Below are 16,557 nucleotides of genomic sequence, written 5' to 3'. Positions count from 1 at the left end.
TTATTATGAGAATATTTACTTTTTAACCGCCGGTATTTACAATATAAAAATCCGGAATAGAAATAATTAACAAAAAATAGGAAGTTAACTTTAATCATTTTTTTATGAAGAAAAAGCATGATTTATTTAAACTGTTTCTTTACGCTTTCTTTATAGTATTGCCCTCAATTGCCAGTGCGCAAATACTTGTAAAGGGAACAGTTGTCGACGAGAAGAACGAAGCGCTCATCGGAGTGGCAATAAGACTGAAATCTGACACCCAAAAAGGTACAGTAACAGACGTAGACGGGAAGTTCTCTATTTCCGTCCCCAACAGATCCGAAACATTGATATTCTCCTATGTAGGATATACAACCCAAGAAGCAAAAGCTGACCCTGATAGACCAATGAATATACTGCTGGAAGAAGATTCTAAGTTTCTGGACGAGATCGTGGTCATAGGATATCAGGATGTTCGCCGCCGCGACCTGACAGGATCGGTAGGTAAAGCAAATCTGGAAGATATGCTTAAAGCTCCCGTTCCTAACTTCGATCAGGCTTTGGCAGGACGACTGGCCGGGGTACAAGTTTCTTCTAACGAAGGTATGCCCGGAGGCGCAATGAATATTGTTATCCGTGGAGCAAACTCTGTGACACAGGAAAATTCCCCTTTGTATGTAGTAGACGGTTTTCCTGTAGAAGATCCTGCCATAGCTGCTTCTATCAACCCCAATGACATCGAATCACTGGATGTATTGAAAGATGCATCGGCAACTGCTATTTATGGAGCCCGTGGAGCGAACGGCGTTATTATGATTACTACCAAGAAAGGAAAGGTAGGCTCAATGCAAATATCTTATGACTTCAATGGTGGCGTTCAATGGATATCTAACAAGATAAAGATGATGGATGCATATGAATTTGTTAAATTACAAGCTGAAATGTATCCCGATGAAATGACAGGGCTGACCCTTGGCTATTTCGAAAATTATAATGGAAAAGATTATACGCTGGAAGATTATCGCAATATAGATCAATACGACTGGCAGGATATGATTTTCAGGGATGCATGGCAACAAAGTCACAATCTGTCGTTGACAGGAGGAACAACTGAAGCCAGATATAATGCAAGTTTATCGTATTACGATCAGGATGGTATTGTTCTCCGCTCTAATTATAATAAGATACAAGGACGTATGGGTTTGAACCTGCGCAAAGGAAAACTCAGTTCTAACCTCTCGGTAAACTACAACCGCGCCATACAGACAGGAGCCAGTCCTTCGCAAACCTCATACAGTGGTATGAATAATTTATTTTACAGCGTATGGGGATATCGTCCCGTAACACAGCCAAGCGTGGCATTAAGCAGCTTGATGGACAATATACAAGACCCGAGTATAGAAACATTGAATGACTATCGTTTCAACCCTATAATGGACTTGCAGAACAGTTACAGGAAAAATTATATTACCAATATTCAATTCAACGGTTTTGCCGAATACGAAATTATAAAAGGCCTGCGCTTCAAGGTTTCGGGTACGTATGCTACTGATAACAGGCGTTATGAAACATTCAATAATTCAAAAACACGCTATGGTTATCCGGGTTCTACATCCGGAATGAATGCATCGCTGGTTACAATTGAAAAAAACACATGGCTGAACGAAAATACCTTGTCATATAATAAGATTTTCAATAAAAATCATAACCTTAAACTTGTGGGAGGTATTTCGTTACAGGAATCAGCCCAGAAATACAATAGCACGTCCAATACCCAATTATTGTTCGAGTCGCTGGGTATGGCAGGAATTAAAGACGGGCAGGGAGTCCCAACCATAACATCATCTTCGGATGAAGAATCTATGATGTCATACTTTGGCCGTGTAGACTATAATTTCGCATCTAAATACTATCTTACAGCAACAATGCGGGCCGATGGTTCTTCCAAATTCGACAAAGACAACCGTTGGGGCTATTTTCCTTCAGGATCTACGGCATGGACATTCTCTGAGGAATCTTTCTTCGAGCCTGTGAAACCGGTAATAAGTAACGGTAAACTGCGTGTAGGATGGGGGGCAACCGGCAATAACCGTATAGGGGCCTACGACAGATTTACTTTATTGGAAAGGCTTGTAGGCACATCGGGTTCTTACACCACTCCTGCCGGTATTGCCCATGGTGTTTATCCTGTCGGATCGAATGAAAACTCCATTGGGGTAGTACCTGTAAACCTGGGGAATAAAGATTTGAAATGGGAAACAACAACACAAACCAATATCGGTCTCGATCTCTCATTCTTTAACGAACGTATTTCATTGACTACCGACTGGTATAATAAGATAACATCAGACCTTTTGATTGCTGTACAGCTACCACTTTCTTCAGGCTATGGAACAGCTATGAGAAACATAGGGAAAGTAAGGAACCGTGGTATAGAGTTCACGCTTAATACAGAAAATATAAAAACCAAAGATTTTCAATGGTCTTCCAATTTCAATATCGCGTTTAATAGAAATAAAGTTATCTCATTAGCCGAAGGATATGATTCATACACTTCCATAGCTACCTTCGATCAGAATTTCAACAGCCAGTCCAGTTATATAGCCAAAGTAGGATATCCGATAGGTATGATGTATGGTTACCTCTACGATGGTGTATATGGTGTGGAAGACTTCGATCAGACAGGATCAACCTATGTCCTGAAATCGACCGTACCTAACTTCTCCGGAGAGAACAATACACAACCGGGCTATGCCAAATACAGGGATCTGAACGGAGATGGCGTAATTAACGGAGACGACCGAACCATCATAGGTAAAGGCGATCCTAAACATATAGGAGGTTTTACGAATAACTTTACATATAAAAACTTCGACCTTAGTATATTTCTCCAGTGGAGCTATGGCAACGACATAATGAACGCTAACAAACTAATGTTTGAAAATGCTTTCAACAAGAAGAAAAACCTGAATCAGTTTGCATCATACGCCGACAGATGGACATTCGAGAACCAATCGAGCAACATTCCGGTTGCTAGCTCATCGCCGTCTAACATGGTATTTTCGTCACGGATAATAGAGGATGGTTCTTATCTGCGACTTAAAACACTTTCGCTGGGATATACGATACCATCTAAAATTTTGAAGAAAGCGCATATATCCAGAATGCGGGTATATGTTTCTGCTCAGAATCTATATACATGGACTAGTTATTCGGGATACGATCCTGAAGTCTCTATAAAAAACACAGCGTTAAATCCAGGGCTCGATTTTTCGGCCTATCCCAGAGCTGCATCATTTACATTTGGTGTAAATCTTAATTTCTAATTAAAAAAACAGAAAAATGAAGACTATTAAATATATCTTTCTATCATTCCTTTCGGTATGTCTTTTTAGTTCGTGTAGCGATTTTCTGGACAAAGAACCCACAAAATCTACACCTGAAACATATTTCAATACCGAATCGGAACTGAAAACATTCCTCCTTAGCGTATATAATCCACTAATGCAGGAATATTTCTACGGCGATTGTTACCCTCTTTATATCGCTGGGGGAGACGACCTCACTTTTTATCAGCGTAGTTCTCCTAAAGAAAGTATGATTTGTGCGACAGCATCACCGGGAACACCTGAAATCACTTCATACTGGCGTATTCTATATGATGGAATAAACAGAGCGAACATGTTGATGGAAAATGCCGATAAAAATACGGAAATATCGTCTGACGTCCGCGCTCAGGCCAAAGCTGAAGCATTATTCCTGCGGTCTTTTTATTATTTCAATCTGGTACAGGGTTGGGGTGATGTTCCTTTCCGACTCGAAGCCGTCAAAAGCGTAGAAGGATTAAGTATTCCAAGAACAGACAAACAGGTTATCTATGACCGTATAATAGCTGACATAGAAACAGCTATACCCGATCTTCCATCCATAACAGATCTTGCCTCGCCGGGAACCATCTCACAGACAGCCGCACAGGGAATTCTGGCACGTATATACCTGTTCCGCGCAGGAGAATACCACAGGGACAAGAAGACAGCCGGAACAGAAGTTACAGAATATACAACAAAAGCCAGAGAATGGGCATTGAGAGTATACAACAGCAACCTACATGACTTGGCACCATCTTACAAGCAGGTTTTCATTGACATGTGCAGCGACCAGTACAACAGTCAGGGAGTATATGAAAGCATGTGGGAAGTAGAAGAAGCAGGAAACAGAATCAATTCAAATGCTTATTCTGCCGGACGTATCGGAAACACGATCGGTTTTGGAGCTAATGTAGATTATTCGGCAAATGCATCATTCAAAGATTACACAGGAATGAGGAATCCGGGATATGGTTATCGTTTTGCTTTTGCCTCGTTGAAGCTGTACAATATGTATGAAGAGGAAGGCGATACCGAACGCGGCAACTGGAATATTGCAGATTATGAATACACATATGTAGATGGTAACAGCAATCTGGGAATTGCAGGACGTAAATATTTTCAAGGGAAAAAACCAAATGGTCCGGCAAATGAAATTGTAGATGGCATGCTGTATGAAGAAGAAGCATCCAGTGGTAACAAAACAAGAAGTGCTGCGAAATACCGTCGTGAATATGAATCTGTTACACCTAAAAACAAAAACTTCACACCTATCAATTTCCCTATTTTACGGTATAGTGATATATTGCTGATACTAGCTGAAACCGAAAACGAACTGAACGGTCCGGCAGATGCTTACCAATACATAAATAGAGTAAGGAACAGGGCGGGACTCGGTGATCTGGATGCCATAAATACCCCTACGAAGGCAGACTTTACTGATGCTCTAAAGAAAGAGCGTGCCATGGAATTGTGCTTTGAAGCAATTCGCCGCTGGGATCTTATACGCTGGGGCGAGTTCTACACCACCATGCAGGCAATGGTATCGTATGTGAATAGCCATCAGGGAACAGGAGTAGGTATGGGATGGAACACAGGACATAAATATGCCGCCGATTATTACAATGTACCTGCAAGCTATGTGTATTTTCCTATCCCCGACTGGGAAATAACCACTAACAAGGCTGTAACACAAAATGCAGGATGGTAAGATCCAAGCAAGATTCAAAGAACCTTAAAAAGCAAAAGTTATGACAAATAAAATATTTATAGCATTAATTTCGGGCCTTCTTACACTGGTAAGTTGCGAAAACGAGCTGAACGAATCCGTATCGTTGGATGTTTCTGTGACGGCAGACGATCTGACCGTAAATGGAGATACGATCATCGTTAAAACATTGACTCCTATTACATTCCATTTTTCAGGCAACCCCGACTTTATTTCTTTTTACAGTGGTGAGGTAGGCCTTGAATATAAAAATATAAACAGGACTGAACTATCTATCGATGATATCGAATCTTATCTAAATTTCGATTCATTTGCACAATACGGAACAATTCCGGGAGCAATTAAAGTATATCTTTCCACATCCTTTGGCGATCTGTCGAAGGATAAGGATGCCGATATAGCTAAAATAAACGCTCACGAATGGATCGATATATCTGATCTTTGCGACCTGCCGACAGCAAGCTCTACAAATACAAAAGCTTCGAGTGTATCGTTAGCTGATTATTTAGGCGAACCATTAGTTTTGGCTTTCAGATATAAGCCGCTGAATAACACAGCAGCCCAACCTACATGGGAAATACAGAATCTTGTAATAAAAAACGTATTGAAAAAAGACGGTAGCGTAACCACCCTACCCGCAGCTTCTATGGGACTTACGGCTTTTGATATACATGCCGATCCCACCATTGCTTATTTACCATATACAGTTGGTGTACATTCCTCCAACTCGGGAGTTTGGGATTTTAGAAATATTTCAGCAGCATTGCCCCGTGTACGCATGCAGTCGTCAAGTGCAGGAGCAGAGTTAAACGAAGATTGGATTATTTCTTCACCTTTGGTTCTCAATTCCTGTCTTCCCGACAAAGGCGTGGCCATTAAATCAACAACAGCGGCACTTGGCTCTTACACCTACCAATACCAAACATCCGGAGAATATGAAGTCACATTCGTTGCGACAAACGGCAACATGGATCATTATTCACGTATAGTAAAAAATTTAATAATAAAAGTAATAGACTAAGAACCTGTTTAAATTTTATAGCATAAAGATACTACTGTATGAAGAAGATATTTTATGGAATAAGCTTGGCATTTCTGGTATTATCCTGTAATACCGGAAATGTACAAGAAACTAATGATCCTTGCAAGCTGATTGCCGGAAATATAGATGTTGCATCACAACAGATTGGTTTCCAGGTAAAACTGATAGAAGAATCGGGTAAGAACTTAAATCCGAGAACGACAAATGACAATAAAATCCAGTATATCCCCATCGACGACTGGACCAGTGGATTCTTTCCCGGTTGTATATGGTATATGTACGAACTTACCAAAGACGAGAAATGGAAAACCATAGGTATAAAATATACTGAAGCGTTGGACTCAGTTAAAAACCTGAAGTGGCACCATGACATTGGCTTTATAATCAATTGCAGCTATGGAAACGCTTACAAGCTAACCAAAAACGATGCATATAAAGACGTTATTATAGAAGCTGCCCGATCATTGTCTACCCGCTTCCGGCCTGCCGCAGGAGTTATACAATCGTGGGATGAAGATCGTGGCTGGCAAGGTACAAAAGGCTGGATGTGCCCTGTGATCATAGATAATATGATGAATCTTGAGCTACTGTTTGAAGCATCAAGAATGTCAGGCGACACCACGTTCCGCCATATAGCCCTCACTCATGCCAATACAACAATGGAAAACCAGTACAGACCTGATTACAGTTGCTACCATGTTATAGATTACGACAAAATAAAAGGCGGCGTCAGAGGGAAATGTACAGCACAGGGATATGCCGATGAGTCGGCGTGGGCCAGAGGACAGGCATGGGGACTTTATGGTTTTGCTGTATGCTACCGTGAAACCAAAGATAAGCGTTATCTGGATATGGCCGAAAATATATATAACTATATCTTCTCCCATAAAAATATGCCTGCTGATCTCGTTCCTTATTGGGACTTCGATGCACCAAACATTCCAAACGAACCGCGTGATGCGTCGGCAGCAGCAGTCGCTGCATCTGCTCTGTACGAGTTAAGTGAGTTTAAGCCTGAATATAAGGCAACTGCCGATAAAATCACAGAATCTCTATCGAGCTGTGCTTATCGTGCAATAGTAGGTACCAACGGAAACTTCCTGTTGATGCATTCGGTGGGCAGTATACCTCACGGACAGGAAATCGACGTACCGATCAACTATGCCGATTATTACTTTTTGGAAGCACTCGTAAGAAAAAGAAATCTGGATTGCAAATAATTATTTAGACCGATGGAGTAATTCTATCTATTCAATAATAAACCGGTTATATGAAAAGAAAGCTATTTTTGTTATACATCTTATCCTGTTTTATTACATTTTCTATCAACGGGCAATCGTCACAACCGACAAAAGAAGAATTAACAGCCCTGAAGAAACTGGAAAAAATATATAGAATTACTCCATTTAATGTATCGGAAGCCCAATTAGAAAAAGCCCGCGACTATGTGAAATCGTGCGGAATATCATCTAAAAGCGGTATTACCGACGGTATTCCTCTCAACATAAAAGGAAAAGTAGATAAAAAACTATTACTGGATATTTCCACAACTCTCGGTTCTTTGTCCTCTTCATCGATTAAATCCGATAAGGAATTGTGCCGTACGTTTATAGACTATATACTATCGCAGGGGATTACCGAACAGATAGATTTCACTATACCTACAAACGACTATTCGACAGTTCGCAACCTGCCCAAAGGTTTTTTCATTTCATTGCAAACTGCAACTGACAGGCAAAAGGGCGAAATCCTGAAATTCCTTGCCCGAATACTCGAATTTAAAAATGTATATTTGTCCGAAGACGAATATCTTTCTCAGATAAATGCCGATGTACTTACCAACGTAGTACCCCATTACTATACCTATGCGATAAGCCGGTCCGAAAAAGAGGATGCGATAAAAGATTTAAAAGCGATCACCAGATATCTGAACCGCTCTACCGAATATGTTCCCGGCGAAAAAGATATGTTGAAACCCGACGGGACAGGATTCCATCATAAGACCCATTACAACAATTATATGTACTCTTACGACTCATGGATCAAGGCAGCTTATCACCTGAAAGGAACACCTTTCCGCATCGATACAGAGGCTTTCAAGCACATGCGGAAAGCCGTTATTTCCATGTATGTAATGGCAACACGCGACAAGAAGGATACCCGTTACACAGCCAACTCCCTTTCCGGACGCAATCCTTACGGAAAGAACGGAGTAAAAGTACAGGTTCCATGCGAAAGCTTCAAAAAACTGATAGAAATAGGCGCTGATCTGCAAAACGAAGCCTTTGACGAAGAACTGGCTTCGGCCTATAACTTCTTTTTTATGGCAAACGAATATAAAGTGGAAACAAAAAACTACGATGGCTTTTTCCAGTTCAATTACAGCCCTGCCGGAATTTACAGGAACGAAAATTGGGTGGTAACCATGCGAAGCCCTACGACAAAATTCTGGGGAGCCGAAATATATAACGCTACCAATCGTTTCGGCCGTTACCAGAGCCACGGATCATTGGAAGTGATGTACGAAGGTTCGCTTGCAAAATCGGGATGTCCTGCCGATGCTATGAGCGGGGGCTGGGATTGGAATGTAGTGCCGGGCACAACAACAGTTCATTATACATCTTGGACTGAAATGATGCCGGCGGGGAATACCTCGCAGCGTTTCGATCAATATACAAAAACAAGCAACTTTGCCGGTGCGCTCGCCTGGGATCAGATAGGGCTATTCGCAGCAGACTTTGACCAGATAGATGCATGGGGTAAACAGGTTTTCGAACCCACAAATCTTGTATTTAAAAAATCTGTATTTGCCATAGATAATATGCTCTTTTGTATGGGTAGTAATATCGATGCATCAGGGAATTATAAAGATAATATGATTACTGCAACAAATCTATTCCAAGAAATAAAGTATCCGGAAAGTGGGAAATTAATACTTGACGGAAATATTATTAATGACGGTTATCGATCTGTCTTAGAATCTGATAGAATGAGATGGATCATAACCCCTCAATCAACAGGTTATATTATTCCCGAAGGAAACGACAGGCTTGAATTGATATATGATAAACAGACTTCGCCGAAACAGACTGGTGCAGATGCCCAGAATCCGGAAACCACTGTTACCTCAGCTAAAGCGTTCCTCAATCATGGAGTGAAAATAAAAGATAAAAGTTATTTTTACATTGTTATTCCAAATGCGAAAAAGGATAATATCAGCGAATTAAGTAATGTTATTGAAAAAAGTGGCAGTAATAATATATATGAGATATTACGCCGCGATTCTATTCTACATGCATTCAATTACAAACCTCAAAGTATTACCGCATATTCCGTATTCGAACCCTCACAAAACATAAATATTGGGATATTAAAAGCTTCGGCAACCCAATTGCTGCTGATCGTAAAAGAAAAAGGCACATCGCAGATCAGTATAGCTGTCTGCAATCCGAATCTCAATCCTATAACCGACAGAGAATTCGGGTGGCGATCTACTCCCACATATGCGTCGATAGTGCTCGAAGGCAAGTGGAAAAATACAAGAAACAACAATAATATAAAAGAAGAAAATATAGACGGCAATACCAAAATCTCATTTACTTTGCAAGAAGGGGAACCATTATATTTCGATTTGAATAAATAGAAAAATATCTGGATCTAAATATTATCTGATGAAAAAACATATATTGATATTATCTGCCTTTTTATTCACCATTGTTTGTCAGGCACAATTAGTCAAACATGAGCGGCTCTTGTCTTTCGAAGATAATAACAGCCTTTTATATATCAGCACATCCGCATCGGATATTTCAATATCGGAGAAACATTACAAGGATGGGCTGCGCAGCTTGTTGTGGAAATATAATGCCGGAGGTACGATAAATATTAAAAAAGATATCGGATATGAACCTGTCGACCCCACAGGTGCAGATACTTACCTTTCCACATTTATTGTGTGGATATACAACGAAAAGCCCGCAGATACAACGATCCGGTTTGAATTTCTTCGTGATGGAAAAGTCTGTACCTCTTTTCCGTTCGCCATCAACTTCTGTGGATGGCGTGCAGCATGGGTATGTTACGACCGCGATATGGAAGGAAAACCAGAAGAAAAGATGAACGAAATACGTATTGTTGCCCCCGATTCAGACGGCAAATTGTATATAGATCATCTGATAGCTTCTGTAAAAACAGACCATAGGTACCAGTCACCTGATCTGCAAGTACCATTTGTCAATAAAGAAACCAACAACCACTGGTTACAGTTACTAAAGGCATCTTATTTAACTCCCGATATACTTCAAGAGCCTTTGAACGATGTACAAACAGCAGACCTTAGAACAATGGATAAACGTTTTACCGGTTTACTGTATATTCCGTCAAATATTAGTAAAAAAACAATAGAATCCCTGTTCCGTAAATACGACACTTATCAGATCAAGGTTGATAAAGAGGGTAATATATCAGGTTTACCAATATTCTTTACCCGCGCAGTAGAAGCATACGAACGCCTGATACCGGACTGGAAAAACAAGTTCGAAAATAACAACATGGAATTCCGGGAATATTTCACGCTAATGAACCGTATTGCCATAGCTTACCATGACGCTAAAACATCCTCAGAAAAAGATTTGTTGAAAGATATGTTTCTCAGGATGTTCGATCATGCAAGCGATCAGGGAGTTGCCTATGGCAGCTGTCTGGGAAATATCACTCATTACGGATATAGCTTCCGTAATTTCTTTACGGCTTATTACCTGATGAAGGATGTGCTGAAAGAAACAGGACGCTACGAAGAAGCCGATAAAACCCTGCGCTGGTATGCTATGACAAATGAGGTTTTCATAAAACCCAAAGAACCGGGTATGGATATGGATGCGTTTAACACAATTGCCACAGGACGTTTTTGTAGCATAATGCTGATGGAAGATTCGCCGGAAAAAGTGCAATATGTTAAATCGTTCAGCCAATGGATCAATAATGGATGTCTGCCTGCAAAAGGACTGGATGATGCATTTAAGAGCGATGGTAGTGCATATCACCATTGCAACAATTATCCGGCTTATGCAGTAGGCGGCCTGAGCGGAGCTACCAATATGATATACCTTTTGAGCAATACAGGCTTTGCAGTTTCGGAGCTAGCCCATCAAACTGTAAAAAATGCTTTGATGGCAATGCGTTTTTATTGCAACAAGACCCATTTCCCACTTTCTATGTCGGGACGTCATCCTAACGGCAAGGGCACATTATTCCCTACCCATTACGGCAGAATGGCCATAGCAGGCACCCCTGGCGGATATCAGCTGATAGATGAAGATATGGCAGCCGCCTATCTGCGATTAAAGGAAGAAACAGTCAACCAGGATGACAACCCTGAATATTCTCCAGTGGCAAATAGCAGGGAAGACCAGATATTGCTGGATATGATAAAGAAAAACGGTATTCGTGCCGAAAGTAACCCTTCAGGTAACATAAGCATGCCGTACGGATGTGTCAGCGTGCAGCGTCGCGACAACTGGTCGGCCGTAGTACGCGGGCATTCCCGCTATTTATGGGCCGCCGAACATTATCTGGGAGCAAACAGATATGGACGCTACCTCGCACATGGTAGTATGCAGATAATGACTGCTCCCGCGCATAAAATGGTAACGCCCGAATCCGGTGGATGGATTGAAGAAGGATTTGACTGGGGACGTATACCGGGTACTACTGCCATACATTTGCCTGTCGATCAACTGGAAGCTAATATATTGAATGTCGATAAGTTTTCGGGGTTCGAAGAAATGCTCTATTCTGACGAAGTGTTTGCAGGAGGTATTTCGCAACAGGCGACAAACGGAGCTTTCGGAATGAAATTGCACGAACACGACAAATATAACGGCTCGCTACGCGCACGTAAATCATTCCACTTTTTTGGAAATGTCATTGTATGTTTAGGAAGTGATATAGAAAACTCGAATACTGATTACAATACTGAAACTACAATATTCCAACTAGCAATGACAAATGATTCTATCCGCAACTATTGGAATAATTATAAAAACGCCGGAAGTGTATGGACAGACCATATCGGAACGGGATATTATATTCCGGCCGGAAGAAACAATAATCTCCGGTTCGAAAAGAATTACAACCAGATTTCGCGCATGCAAAATACAGGAAAAGAAACTTCGGGCGACTGGGTATCACTTGTTTTCGATCATAGAAAAGCTCCCCAAAAAGCATCTTATGAATATGCTGTTATCCCCCGGATGAATAAAACCCAAATATCTGATTTCGAAAAGAAACCTCCATATAAAATATTACAACACAATAGTGAAGCGCACATAGTAAAAGATATAAAAACAAATACTACATCATACGTGCTGTTCGAACGTCCCAATAAACTTCCGGAAGGCATACTCCAAGATGTTGACTCATCTTGTTTGATAATGATAAAAGAGAATAAGAGAACCTTAATTCTTACGGTTGCCAATCCCGATTTAGCCTTGTATCGTGGTTCGTCTGATGAAGCTTTCGATAAGGATGGAAGACGTATCGAACGCAGTATCTATTCACGTCCGTGGATAAAGAATGAGAGTAAAGAAATCCCTGTGACCATTACTCTGAAAGGCGCATGGAATATTTCAGGGAATAATAATAATTGTAAAATTATATTGTCCGATAATAAAAGAACTGTTTTATTATTTACATGTAAAGATGGAAATAGTTATGATATAGAATTGACTAAATAAAATATTGTTTTGGTTTTGTATCAAAACAATACACTTTCCATTTTCGATTAGAACAGATGATACTAATACAAACCGAAAATGTAGTACGCCGGAATAATTCTTTCAAATTTTCATCTGCATTGGAACATATCCAAATATATTTGTATTATTTGAGTTATCCCAAACTTAATTTATAGAAAGAATAATTTTATGTATTCCTGCTGAATTTATTGATCTAACATCTTTTGTCCCTGTAAACCCATCAAAGATATTCAATTTATCGGGACCTGTCGTCTGACAAATAATCTCCCATTTATCAGCATCCTTTTTAATTTCTAATATATCCGATGTATTGGCATCCATCATTGCAGCTATATTCCCAGAACAACGGATGGTAGTTATCATATACCGTTTTGCCCCTACATTAAATTCATGATTATTCAATATTAGTTTAGCCGATTGAGAATCAAGATCACTTTTCCAATCCACATTCAACAGATAAAGCGTTCTGAAATTACCAGAATCCCAAACAGAGAAATCGATATTCTGAGAGGCTTTGATCCATCCTTTCTCATATTCTGCCGATACAATGCCGGAAGCTGTATTTATTATATCTTCTGTATAACTGCTTTTTATAAGTTCATCTGCTGGGTATACATTCTGAGGGTAATAAATAACACGACCTTTACCCAATGGTATTACTTTTCTATCCGTATATGTCTTATAATCCAGTCCGATCAATGTTTCTATCACAGTATCATCTTCGGGAAATTTGGAAGGTAGGTCGGGTTGCAGTTCGCTATTTAGATGCACTGCTCCTAAAATAAGGGTTCCTCCTTGTTTCACAAATTTCTTTATCCTGATAAAGTCGGCATTATCAAAAGTATTCCAACCTAAAAATATCAAGGCTTTATACTGATTCAACACATCGTTTGATGTTTCAATAGGGAGAATATCTACAGTACCATATGGGGTATGTGTAAATAATCCGTCAGTACTACAAAAATCCAATCTATTTTCAGGGTAAAATATTTTCAGGAGATCGAAACTTTCCATCGCTTTATTGAACTTCCATTTATCGCCATCCTGTGACCACAGAGATGAACGACCGAACGATTTCCATGCGTCATTCCGTCCCTGTATGACTGCAATCTTTGCCTGTAATTCACCCTTGCGTGAGTGTGTCTGTATATAATCATACATTTGGTGTTGCGCATAAAGATGCTCTTTTCCGGCCTTGGTGTATCTATCATTGGCATATTCATCCGTCCATAGCCCTTCTTCGGTATTAATATGGGAAGATCCGTGTATGTATGCTACTGCCAGCGACAGAAAAAAACGCAGGGAATGTTTCGGATCGATAAATGGCCTTGATCCCCATTGCACTGCATGCAGTGAGCCGAAATCTTTTTTATTATACGCTTTAGATGCGCCACGCAAAGAGGACATAATAACATCTTCGGGACCATACATCTGTTCGGCTCCCAACCAGTCGTAACCTGCCTGGTAAAGATACCTGAACATGGTAGAAGGCCCTGTATGCCTGGTGCTTTCCCCACGGGAATAACTCAGGTTCGCTATAAACCTGTTCGCTCCGTCTGCCATATCTTTCACACTAAACGGATCATAGTGGATGAAATTACCGTGATCGGTATAAATCGGCCTGTGTTTTGCGAATATTCCCCCATATGGCCTTGTCCGGGCACACATATCAGACCAAAGACCTGCATAAGGAAAATGTTGCCAATAATAGTAACCTCCGTCATTTTCATGAGCTTGCTTTCCTCTGAACATTGGTGATTGAAGGGAGGCCAAGGATGCATTAATTTTTGTTGCAGCGAGGGTACGCCCCTCAACCTGCCATGCATGTGGTATATGCATTTTATTTAGCAGGGAAGTATAATGTTTTATTACGCTTTCGTCTGTTATCCGCACCCCACTCCATTGGTATGACGGTCTGAACTGATACCAGTTTCCGATACGTTCCCGTATATACCATTTAAAGAACTGATCATATGGTTCGTACTCTTTATCGATATGTACTTCATCACCTGAAGAGAGATAAACATTATCTTTTTCTTTGATTACGGTTTGCTGTATTATTCCTGTCCTCTTATTCGTTCCGTCCGATATATCTATCGGTATTTGTATATCAGTACCAACCGCAGAAAATTGTATCGTATAAAGTCCTTTTTCTTTTAATTTAAGGTGTTTGTCCATCAGGTTTACATTCCGATTGTTAGTCGATATATTTAGAGTTATGTCAGGCCGGTTCGTTTCTATTAATATCGCAGTTGTATCTCCAACACTTACAAAACGGGGAACAGAAACTATCTCAAAATCCCGGGCACTTTCTTCTATCATTTGTAAAGATCTTAATTCATAAGGATATGCGGTACGGTGAGGTTCTTTTTCGAGAGTTAGTTTCAATTTGCCGTTTCCTTCTATTCCATCCGGAAGCTTAATATAGAAATCGGCTATATTTGAGGCTCTGTCGAATAGATTACCTTCGAAAATAGTTTTTCCTTTAAACTCTAATTTCCATCTTGGCCAGCTGCGGGTAGCCATGTTTATACCAACCCAGTAATTATAATTATCTGTCTTTTTCTCGTTTTGAATAAACGGCGATGTGAATATTCTCTTTCCTTCGGCATAGATACGAGGGGCTTCGAGCCAGCATTCGCCACTGAAATTTGTACCTCCAACCCTTATCAGTATAGTTGCTGTTTTTGGAGATAGTTTTATATTCTTTTTCAATAACCTGAAATTTCCACTTCCTTCCGGAATGGGTATGTATACAATGGAGTCTGGTGAATCATAAACATCATCGGAATATCTCCCTTCTTTTTTATAATATATCTGAAGTTCGATGCCAAAATCACCATTAATTCTTGTTTTCAGATTTTTTCGTTTATAAGCAATTTCAATATCTATATTTCCTTTATCGAAATTTACACCTGTGATTCTGTTATATGCATGACATTCGTAAGGATCATCATTCCCTTTAAAAGAGAGAGAATAATTGTCTCTGTAAATATTCAGTGAGTCAAGATTTTCGTCAATAAAATATTCCTGTCCCCTGAAAGACTGTTCGCCCCGTGCAGAAAACTCTCCCGGCATTTTCACCCCTCCTACAACACGTAAGATGCGCTTCACAGGATAATCTTTATTCTCAAATGTTACCTCCTGCTCAAAAGATTTCTCAGGATTGATTTGTACATATCCCTGTTCCCCTTCGGACGGATATAAAATTATTCTTTGTTCTGTCTGCAACTGGGATACAGCCAATAGATACCAGGAAAGGAATGAAATAAGTAATAGTGTTTTTTTCATGCTTAATTTATAAAAGAATGAAAATTAAAAAAAAATTATTAGATAATGCAGATAAGTATCTAAAATTGTTAAAAGTTGACAATTGAAAATCGACGACATGAAGATGAGTCAAAGTTGACGCATATTTTAGTTTTTATATTCTTGTCATCCTGAGGAACGAAGGATCTCACCTTTGGATGCTTCGCTTCGCTCCAGCATGACAGAGAGTAAAACCTGACAAACTTTACATATTTTATTGTCTAAATTCTTCATTTCTTTCATTACCACATCGGCATACTGCCACATTAGTTCATTGTTTATCTCATTGATAAAGTACCTTGAGAAAAATGCAGGTTTTAATTATTTGTTCGCATTAATAAATACTGATAACCGGATATGGATAAATCCATCCCGGCT

General features: G+C 39.9%; 8 protein-coding genes. 6 read left to right on the top strand and 2 right to left on the bottom strand.

The window, feature by feature from the left end; genetic code table 11:
• Nucleotides 1-104 precede the first annotated feature (104 nt).
• Genes GGR21_RS00330 through GGR21_RS00305 form a run of 6 tightly spaced genes read left to right on the top strand, consistent with a single transcriptional unit; the run spans nucleotide 105 to nucleotide 12,849 of the window.
• The gene (locus GGR21_RS00330; protein WP_183305157.1) at nucleotides 105-3,305 is read left to right on the top strand and encodes a SusC/RagA family TonB-linked outer membrane protein; all 3,201 of its coding nucleotides are present in this window, start codon (nucleotides 105-107) and stop codon (nucleotides 3,303-3,305) included.
• Nucleotides 3,306-3,321: 16 nt separating this feature from the next.
• Entirely contained in the window at nucleotides 3,322-5,055 is a 1,734-nt protein-coding gene (locus tag GGR21_RS00325) for a RagB/SusD family nutrient uptake outer membrane protein (RefSeq protein WP_183305156.1), read from the top strand.
• Nucleotides 5,056-5,095: 40 nt separating this feature from the next.
• Entirely contained in the window at nucleotides 5,096-6,094 is a 999-nt protein-coding gene (locus GGR21_RS00320; protein ID WP_183305155.1) for a DUF5017 domain-containing protein, read from the top strand.
• A gap of 38 nt (nucleotides 6,095-6,132) precedes the next feature.
• Complete coding sequence (locus GGR21_RS00315) at nucleotides 6,133-7,335, top strand: glycoside hydrolase family 88 protein (RefSeq protein ID WP_183305154.1); 1,203 nt, start codon at nucleotides 6,133-6,135, stop codon at nucleotides 7,333-7,335.
• A 50-nt stretch (nucleotides 7,336-7,385) separates the two neighbouring features.
• Complete coding sequence (locus tag GGR21_RS00310) at nucleotides 7,386-9,758, top strand: polysaccharide lyase family 8 super-sandwich domain-containing protein (protein WP_183305153.1); 2,373 nt, start codon at nucleotides 7,386-7,388, stop codon at nucleotides 9,756-9,758.
• A gap of 28 nt (nucleotides 9,759-9,786) precedes the next feature.
• Nucleotides 9,787-12,849, top strand: coding sequence for a chondroitinase family polysaccharide lyase (locus GGR21_RS00305; RefSeq protein ID WP_183305152.1), 3,063 nt, complete (start codon nucleotides 9,787-9,789; stop codon nucleotides 12,847-12,849).
• Nucleotides 12,850-13,014: 165 nt separating this feature from the next.
• Here GGR21_RS00305 and GGR21_RS00300 read toward each other — a convergent pair whose 3' ends face one another.
• Nucleotides 13,015-16,161: a hypothetical protein gene (locus tag GGR21_RS00300; protein WP_183305151.1), complete on the bottom strand. Its 3,147-nt coding sequence runs from the start codon at nucleotides 16,159-16,161 to the stop codon at nucleotides 13,015-13,017.
• A gap of 144 nt (nucleotides 16,162-16,305) precedes the next feature.
• Entirely contained in the window at nucleotides 16,306-16,446 is a 141-nt protein-coding gene (locus GGR21_RS00295; protein ID WP_183305150.1) for a hypothetical protein, read from the bottom strand.
• Between the last annotated feature and the right edge of the window lie 111 nt (nucleotides 16,447-16,557).

It is taken from the genome of Dysgonomonas hofstadii, from assembly GCF_014196915.1.
Taxonomy (GTDB): domain Bacteria; phylum Bacteroidota; class Bacteroidia; order Bacteroidales; family Dysgonomonadaceae; genus Dysgonomonas; species Dysgonomonas hofstadii.
This window is presented reverse-complemented; position numbering and strand designations above follow the sequence as displayed.

Coding starts and splice junctions, on each gene's coding strand:
- GGR21_RS00330 (WP_183305157.1), top strand. CDS start 105: ATGAAGAAAAAGCATGATTTATTTAAACTGTTTCTTTACGCTTTCTTT.
- GGR21_RS00325 (WP_183305156.1), top strand. CDS start 3,322: ATGAAGACTATTAAATATATCTTTCTATCATTCCTTTCGGTATGTCTT.
- GGR21_RS00320 (WP_183305155.1), top strand. CDS start 5,096: ATGACAAATAAAATATTTATAGCATTAATTTCGGGCCTTCTTACACTG.
- GGR21_RS00315 (WP_183305154.1), top strand. CDS start 6,133: ATGAAGAAGATATTTTATGGAATAAGCTTGGCATTTCTGGTATTATCC.
- GGR21_RS00310 (WP_183305153.1), top strand. CDS start 7,386: ATGAAAAGAAAGCTATTTTTGTTATACATCTTATCCTGTTTTATTACA.
- GGR21_RS00305 (WP_183305152.1), top strand. CDS start 9,787: ATGAAAAAACATATATTGATATTATCTGCCTTTTTATTCACCATTGTT.
- GGR21_RS00300 (WP_183305151.1), bottom strand. CDS start 16,161: ATGAAAAAAACACTATTACTTATTTCATTCCTTTCCTGGTATCTATTG.
- GGR21_RS00295 (WP_183305150.1), bottom strand. CDS start 16,446: ATGTGGCAGTATGCCGATGTGGTAATGAAAGAAATGAAGAATTTAGAC.